Genomic DNA, 6835 nt, shown 5'->3' on the forward strand with positions numbered 1-6835 from the left:
TTTGAGTACGCGCTTTTTACACCATTTTTTCGAACCTCGCACACTAGCGGTGTTTGGCGCCTCTGAAAAACCCGCGTCGTTGGGCGGTCTAGTGCTGAGAAATATTCAGGAGGGTGGCTTTAAAGGGCCGCTCTGGGCAGTCAATCTAAAAGGCTACTCCCAAGTCTTCGGTGTGCCGTGCGTCAGCCGCGTAAGCGAGCTACCCGAAGTGCCCGACTTAGCCGTGGTCTGCTCGCCGATTGAAGGTGTGCCTAGCCTGATTAAAAAGCTTGGGCAATACGGTGTCAAAGCGGCCCTGGTGCTCTCGGGCGGGGCTTACCTGGATCGAGATAAAGGCAATCAGGGTTCCATTCGCGAACGAATGTTGAGTGCGGCACGCGTCTCGGGTATTCGTGTACTCGGCCCCGAGTGCATGGGGCTAATTGTACCGGGCAAAAAGCTTAACGCCTCTTACGCCAGTCAGCCGGTGAAAGCGGGCCGCGTCGCTTACCTGGGCCAGTCCGGCATGCTGGCCAATGCGATGATTGATTGGGCCGCCGGGCGTGATGTGGGCTTTTCGCACTTGATAACCGTTGGCGACAGTGTCGATGTGCTATTGCCAGACCTGATCGATTACGTTAATCAATTCTCGCCCGCTCAGGCCATTATGCTGCACCTTGAGCGAATCAGCGACGCCCAGCACTTTATGACCGCCGTGCGTGATGCATCACGTAATCGTCTGGTACTGGCAATAAAAAGCGGCCGCACCCCAGAATCGGATATATCCGGCATGTCACCCACGCCTGGGATTGCTAACCGTGACGTGGTGTTTGATGCCGCTTTTGCTCGGGCAGGGGTGGTGCGGGTAAATGATTCCGATGAGCTGCTTGATGCGCTGGAAACCCTGTCGCGCATGAAACCCCTGAAGGGCGATCGTCTGGCCATTGTCTCTAACGGTTTAGGGCCCGCCATGCTGGCGATCGATAAGCTGATTAGCGCGGGCGGTAAATTGGCTGAATTTAGCGACGAAACCCAGGCAGCGCTGCACCGTAGCGAGGTCGATATGAGCAAGCCGGGCGAGAACCCGGTGGATCTGGGCGGCAATGCCTCGCCCGAGCGGTTTGTCCAAGCGCTGGAGATTGTCGCTGCTGACGCCAACGTGGATGCAGTACTCGTGGTACACGCGCCTACCCGGATGGCGCCATCGCTGGTCACTGCCCAGGCGCTGATCGATAACCGCAAGAAGTTCCGCCGCAACCTGCTCACCAGCTGGATGGGCTTAAAAGAAGCGCTCAATGCTCGCCATATCTGCAATTTAGCCGGGATTCCAACCTATATTTCACCTGAAAAAGCCGTTAAGGCGTTTATGCATATGGTGATTTATCAGCGCGTTCAAGCGCTGCTGCAGGAGATCCCGCCCAGCCTGCCGTTTTCCACTAGCCCGGAAATACGCGCCCAGTGCCGTACGCTGATTAAGCAGGCAAAAGAGCAGGGCAGGCAAACCTTGACCCACTCAGAAACGGCCCAAGTGCTTGAAGCCTATGGCATTCCCACGGCGCCCAGCGTCTATTTGGCCACCCCCGATGAAGCGCTTGCCCGCGCTGCGGAGATCCCTGGCACCAAAGCGCTGAAAGTGGTTCATGAAGGCAACTGTCGCCCTTATCGCTACCGCAAGCATCCGCATAAAATTTCAGCGGGCTTGCTACAGGATTTGGACACGCCCGAACAGGTGGCGGATGGGGTTCGCCAGCTAGGCGAGAAGGTCGCTGAGAAATTTCCCGAGTACGCGATCCGCGAGTACTGTTTGCAGCCCATGCAGCGTGGCAAGCACTCAATGCAGATTTGTGCCGGTATTACCCGTGACCCTGTCTTCGGCCCACTTATCGTCTTTGGCATCGGCGGCTATAAGGTCAACGTGCTGGCTGACCGCCAGGTGGCGTTGCCGCCGCTCAACATGAGCCTGGCCGCCGATGTGGTAGGAAGAACCCACGCCGCCTCATTAATTCGTGAACACTCCGCCGACCCAGAGCGTGACATTCAGCATTTATGCCAAATGCTGGTCAAACTATCGCAAATGGCCTCCGATCTAAGCGATCTACGGGGTCTGGAAGTAAATCCTCTGCTGCTGAATCGTGACGGTATGGTCGCCGTCGATTTCGCCCTGGATCTTGGTTCGCCATCGCGCTTTGCGATCATGCCGTACCCTGAAGAGCTGCGTGAATGGGTGACGCTGAAAAACGGCTGGCAGGTCGAGGTAAGGCCTATTCGTGCCGAAGATGCCCATTTGATTACCACCTTCCATCGCCAGCTCTCGGAAGAGAGTATTCGTTTCCGCTACTTCCACAATAAGTCCAATTTAACTCAGCGCGACCTGTCGATCCTGTCGCATATCAATTACGACCGTCAGATGGCGTTTATCGCGGAATATTTAGGCGATGAGGGCAGCAAAGAGATGCTTGGGGTGGTGCGGGTATGGAATGACCCGGACAATATTCGTACCGAGTTCTCGGTCATTATTCGTGATGACCTTCAAGGGCTGGGCATTGGCAGCCTGCTAATGAAGAAGATGATCGATTACTGCACGAACATCGGCACTCTGGAAATGGTCGGCAAAATTATGGTCGATAACCATCCAATGCGGGCGCTAATGAAACACTTAGGCTTTAAATGCCGCTACAACATGGAGGAGCAAGTGATTGATGCCGTGCTGCGTCTCAACGAGCCCGAAAGTGAATGGCAGCGGCACCGCCTTGAGAGCCTACCGGATTAGGCATTTGAAAAGCTTTAAAAACGATAAGGCCTGCGTATAAAACACAGGCCTAAATTGTGAACTTGTTGCTGACGTTATGGCGCCATGCGGAAACGGCCCCATTCACCGCCGTCACGACGCTCAAAGCGTAGGCGGTCATGTAGGCGACTAGGCTGACCCTGCCAAAACTCGATCATTTCCGGCGTGACACGATAGCCCCCCCAGTGGATCGGGCGGGGAATATCCTGGCCATCATAGGCTTGCTCAAAGCGCTTTTGGCGCTCTTCGATCCAGTTACGGTCGGGAATCACTACACTTTGAGTCGCAATCCATGCGCCCAATTGGCTACCCCGAGGTCGGCTGGCAAAGTACTCATCAGACTCATCGGCTGAAACCTGCTCAACGGGGCCTTCTATGCGTACCTGCCGTGAAAGCGAAGGCCACCAGAAGGTCATGGCCGCGAAGGGCACATTGCTCAGCTCGCTCCCCTTATGACTATGGTAATTGGTGTAAAAAACCATGCCGCGCTCATCAAATCCCTTTAACAGCACCACCCGCGCGTGAGGGCGGCCTTGGCTATCTACGGTGGCTAGTGTCATGGCGTTGCCATCTTTGCCCTCTTTTTCCAGGGCAAGGCTAAACCACTCATCGAATAGCACGAATGGATCGTCGGGTGTCTGGGACTCATCAAGCCTGCCGCCTTCATAATCACGCCTGATATCGGCTATGTTACGTGTCATCGAATACTTCTCCCTGGAGTTTCATCCATGTTCGCCGGTCTGTCTTTAAAGCTCAAGTGACCGACATCAATGGATGTTTAATGCGTTGACTCACTGCTTATATTTTCGGCGGTGTTGCGACTAACCGTTACGACTGACGATTGCGGCTAACTGTCTCGCATTCTATGAGAAAGGCTCAATTAATGCGAAGCTATCTCACCACTGGGGGCTCATCACTGCTGAGAGAGGACATGTTATGCGCGACAAGGTAGCGATTGAGGTATGGGATGGCTGGCTTCGCCTGTTTCACTGGGGGTTAGTGGCGGCGGTGTTGATTTCATTTTATACCACCAAGACTAGCGGAGCGCCTTTCCTATTTCCAATTGAAGTGCATGCCCAAGCGGGCTACCTCATAATCGGACTACTCGTTTTCCGATGGCTGTGGGGCCTACTGGGGAGCGTGTATGCGAGATTTAAAACGTTTTTATATCCACCCGTTGAAACAGTTGCTTATTCCCAATTGCTGATAAAGCGTCGGCCCAGCGCTTATGCCAGCCATAATCCGCTAGGCGGGTGGATGGTACTGCTGATGCTGCTTTCGCTTAGTTTCCAAGCCGTGAGTGGCCTGTTTTTAAGTGACGATATCTTTTTTCAGGCGCCGCTCTATGGCGTATTTGGCGATGGGGTAGGTGGCCAGCTTAGAACCCTGCATCAACTCAATAGTGATCTACTCATCATTCTAATCGGTCTGCACCTGGCTGGCTTGATCGCACATCGGCTGCTAGGTGAACCGCTAGTAGCAGCAATGCTGGTAGGTACCAAGCGCTTTCGCCAGCAGCCAGTCGATGCGCGTAACGAACCGTATAATGTTGCCACGCTGCGTTTACGTGCCATCGGCAGTTTATTTATTGCTGCTGGCGTCGTCCTATGGCTGTGGTTTTAAAGCACTTGTTTTTATTGCCCCGTTTTCTGTTGACGCAACTGTCGACTGCGAAAGCGCGCATAGCCCATGCAGCCAGCAAAAAGCACCAGCGCGACAACCGCCTCTAGAATTCCGCGCAGACCTTGCCCAGGCAGGGTTATTAACATCACACCTTGGGTGAAGTAGAGCAGGCTAACAAAAGCGAGCCATGCGTGCCCACGTGCGCGTTTACCAATGATAGAGGGTAAAAACAGCACCAGGGGAAGCACGAACGCGACCACAGGGCGCCAATTAAATTCGTCGCCTTGAAGTACAAGTCCACGGTAAACAACCAGTAGCAGCAGTATGGCAAAGCTGGCTAATACCACCTGTCGGCTTCGAAGGGTCAGTTTATCAAGCCCATGGCGTGCTTCTACATCCTCCAGCCACTGCCTCATAATGCCTCCTGACGCATGGCGTGCAGCGCTAGAGCGAGTCGTGCCAGTCGTTTGCCCTGGGCAACACACAGCGCGCGTTCGTGCTCATCAACAGAGCGGTCACTGCGCGTTCCTGCTAAGTGGCTTGCACCATAGGGCGTGCCACCAGTACGCGTTTCCAGCAAGGTGGTTTCACTGTAAGGAACCCCTGCGTAGACCATGCCATGATGCAGTAGCGGCACCAGCATTGTGAGCAGGGTGCTCTCTTGCCCACCGTGCAGGCTGGAGGTCGAAGTGAAGGCACTGGCAGGTTTGTCGATCAAGGCACCGTTCATCCACAAGCTGCTGGTGGAGTCGATAAAATACTTAAGCGGAGCGGCCATGTTGCCAAACCGAGTTGGGCTACCCAGTGCTAACGCGCTGCAGTTGCGCAGGTCGTCTAGCTCAACGTACACCGCGCCCTCTGCAGGAATTTCTGGCTCTACGGCTTCACAGGTCGTTGAAACCGGCGCCACTGTGCGTAAACGCGCTTGAATACCCGGCACGCTTTCTACACCAGCCGCAACCTGCTGCGCCATGGTGGCGGTCGCGCCAGAGCGCGAGTAGTACAGAACCAAAACGTACGGTGTCATTTCACTCATCACTATTCCTGAATGGGTTCATAAAAGCTGTCCTGGCAATAGAGGCTTTGCATGAGGGTTTTGCAAAATAGGGCACAGCATGGTGTCTATGGTATCAGAGCGAACGGGAAATCCGCGTGCTGTACAAACGTATTTTGTTGCTCAGGTAAACGCAGGTAGACCCAGGCCCGGGTACCATCGTCGAGGGTTATTGTCCTGCGCTCGTAACGAACCCCCAGGCGTTCGTAGCGATCAAGGCGAGACAGCTCGTCGGCATCCACTCGTAACAGTAGGCCCTTAACGTTGCTCCCCGGCTGGGGTGAAAGGTCGAGACCGTTGCGTTGGTACCCCGCTAGCACCGCATCTTTAGGGGCACCGAAACTTCCCATGACCACTAAGCGAACGGGGGCATAGCGTAGCGTGCCATACACAAAGACCTGATGGGTTCGCTGTTCGATAGTAGGAAGATCGTCAGGTCGGTCATAAAACCACGGGCTCAGCATGGTTAACCAGAGCCACCCGGCTAGGCTAAGCAGCCCCACACCGCTTAAAATCAAAAGGCGTTTTAGCCAAACCATTTTAATCACACCAGGGCGCCTCGCAATGTAGGATGAGAATATGAATGGGGCGATAAAAAAACGGACGTTTAGCTTGTCGCTACAGGCAGAGGATGACAAGTTCTATGTTATCGACTGTATGAATCTGCTTAAGCAAACTACCCAGGTTTGCTAGGCTATGTTGGTAAAGCCTGCATGTAAAATAGGTGCTCATTAGAACCTGCCGTAGGAGCCTGCAATGAATCAGCCGCTTCGTGATGATCTGGATTTTCGTGCTCTCGTAGGTGATGTGAAACCTTTGCCACCGAGAAATCGTGCTGACCCAGGCGCTAATCGCAAAAGCCCCTCAGAATCCCAGTTGGCTCGGCGGGAGTGGGCAGAGGAAGAGATGGGGGCACGCAACTTTCTGTCCGACGACTTTGTCGATCTGCTGCCCCCCTTTGATCCCATGGAGTATCGCCGCGAGGGCATTCAGCAGGGTGTAGTCGATAAATTAAAGCACGGGGGCTATAGCGTTCAGTCGCAGCTCCACTTGCTTCGGCGCCCATTAACAGAGTGTCGCCGTATGCTGTTTCCCTTTATTCAAGAAGCCTACGCCCACGATTTACGCTCCGTTATGATCGTGCATGGCCGCGGGCGAGAGATTGATAGCCCCGCCAACGTACTGCGTTCATACCTGGCCAAGTGGCTATGCCAGTTTGAGGAAGTGCAGGCGTACGTCTCCGCACAGCCTTCGGAAGGTGGGTTGGGCGCGACCTGGGTAATGCTACGTAAAAGCGATCGCGCCAAAGCCAATAACCGTGAGCGCCAGCAGAAACGGCGGGGGTGACGGTTTAATAATAGAGCCAGTCACAAATAAAAAGGGCAGCCGAA

General features: G+C 54.4%; 7 protein-coding genes. 3 read left to right on the plus strand and 4 right to left on the minus strand.

Features of this window, described 5'->3' with window-relative positions:
* Position 1 precedes the first annotated feature (1 nt).
* Positions 2 to 2749 (plus strand): bifunctional acetate--CoA ligase family protein/GNAT family N-acetyltransferase, encoded by a 2748-nt coding sequence (locus HALTITAN_RS17320; RefSeq protein WP_039859888.1) that lies wholly within the window; start codon positions 2 to 4, stop codon positions 2747 to 2749.
* 74 nt (positions 2750 to 2823) lie between these two features.
* Here the strand turns inward: HALTITAN_RS17320 and pdxH are convergent, their stop codons facing one another.
* The gene (gene pdxH / locus HALTITAN_RS17325; RefSeq protein ID WP_009287866.1) at positions 2824 to 3468 is read right to left on the minus strand and encodes a pyridoxamine 5'-phosphate oxidase; all 645 of its coding nucleotides are present in this window, start codon (positions 3466 to 3468) and stop codon (positions 2824 to 2826) included.
* A gap of 235 nt (positions 3469 to 3703) precedes the next feature.
* Between pdxH and HALTITAN_RS17330 the strand changes: the two genes are divergently transcribed.
* Complete coding sequence (locus HALTITAN_RS17330; protein ID WP_009287867.1) at positions 3704 to 4390, plus strand: cytochrome b/b6 domain-containing protein; 687 nt, start codon at positions 3704 to 3706, stop codon at positions 4388 to 4390.
* Between the two features lie 11 nt (positions 4391 to 4401).
* Here the strand turns inward: HALTITAN_RS17330 and HALTITAN_RS17335 are convergent, their stop codons facing one another.
* The 3 genes from HALTITAN_RS17335 to HALTITAN_RS17345 all read right to left on the minus strand — a co-directional run bounded on the left by HALTITAN_RS17335 (position 4402) and on the right by HALTITAN_RS17345 (position 5983).
* Positions 4402 to 4806: a DUF2069 domain-containing protein gene (locus HALTITAN_RS17335; protein ID WP_035579327.1), complete on the minus strand. Its 405-nt coding sequence runs from the start codon at positions 4804 to 4806 to the stop codon at positions 4402 to 4404.
* Positions 4803 to 5426 carry an NAD(P)H:quinone oxidoreductase gene (gene wrbA / locus HALTITAN_RS17340; RefSeq protein ID WP_039859893.1) on the minus strand — a complete coding sequence of 208 codons (624 nt, stop codon included), beginning with the start codon at positions 5424 to 5426 and terminating at the stop codon, positions 4803 to 4805. Before wrbA ends, HALTITAN_RS17335 begins: the two co-directional genes overlap by 4 nt.
* A gap of 86 nt (positions 5427 to 5512) precedes the next feature.
* Entirely contained in the window at positions 5513 to 5983 is a 471-nt protein-coding gene (locus HALTITAN_RS17345; protein ID WP_039859907.1) for a gamma-glutamylcyclotransferase family protein, read from the minus strand.
* A gap of 217 nt (positions 5984 to 6200) precedes the next feature.
* On the opposite strand from HALTITAN_RS17345, the gene smrA reads away from it, so the two are divergent.
* Complete coding sequence (gene smrA / locus HALTITAN_RS17350; RefSeq protein ID WP_027959436.1) at positions 6201 to 6791, plus strand: DNA endonuclease SmrA; 591 nt, start codon at positions 6201 to 6203, stop codon at positions 6789 to 6791.
* Positions 6792 to 6835: the final 44 nt, after the last annotated feature.

Origin of the sequence: Vreelandella titanicae BH1 (assembly GCF_000336575.1) — a bacterium.
Classification (GTDB): Bacteria; Pseudomonadota; Gammaproteobacteria; order Pseudomonadales; family Halomonadaceae; genus Vreelandella; species Vreelandella titanicae.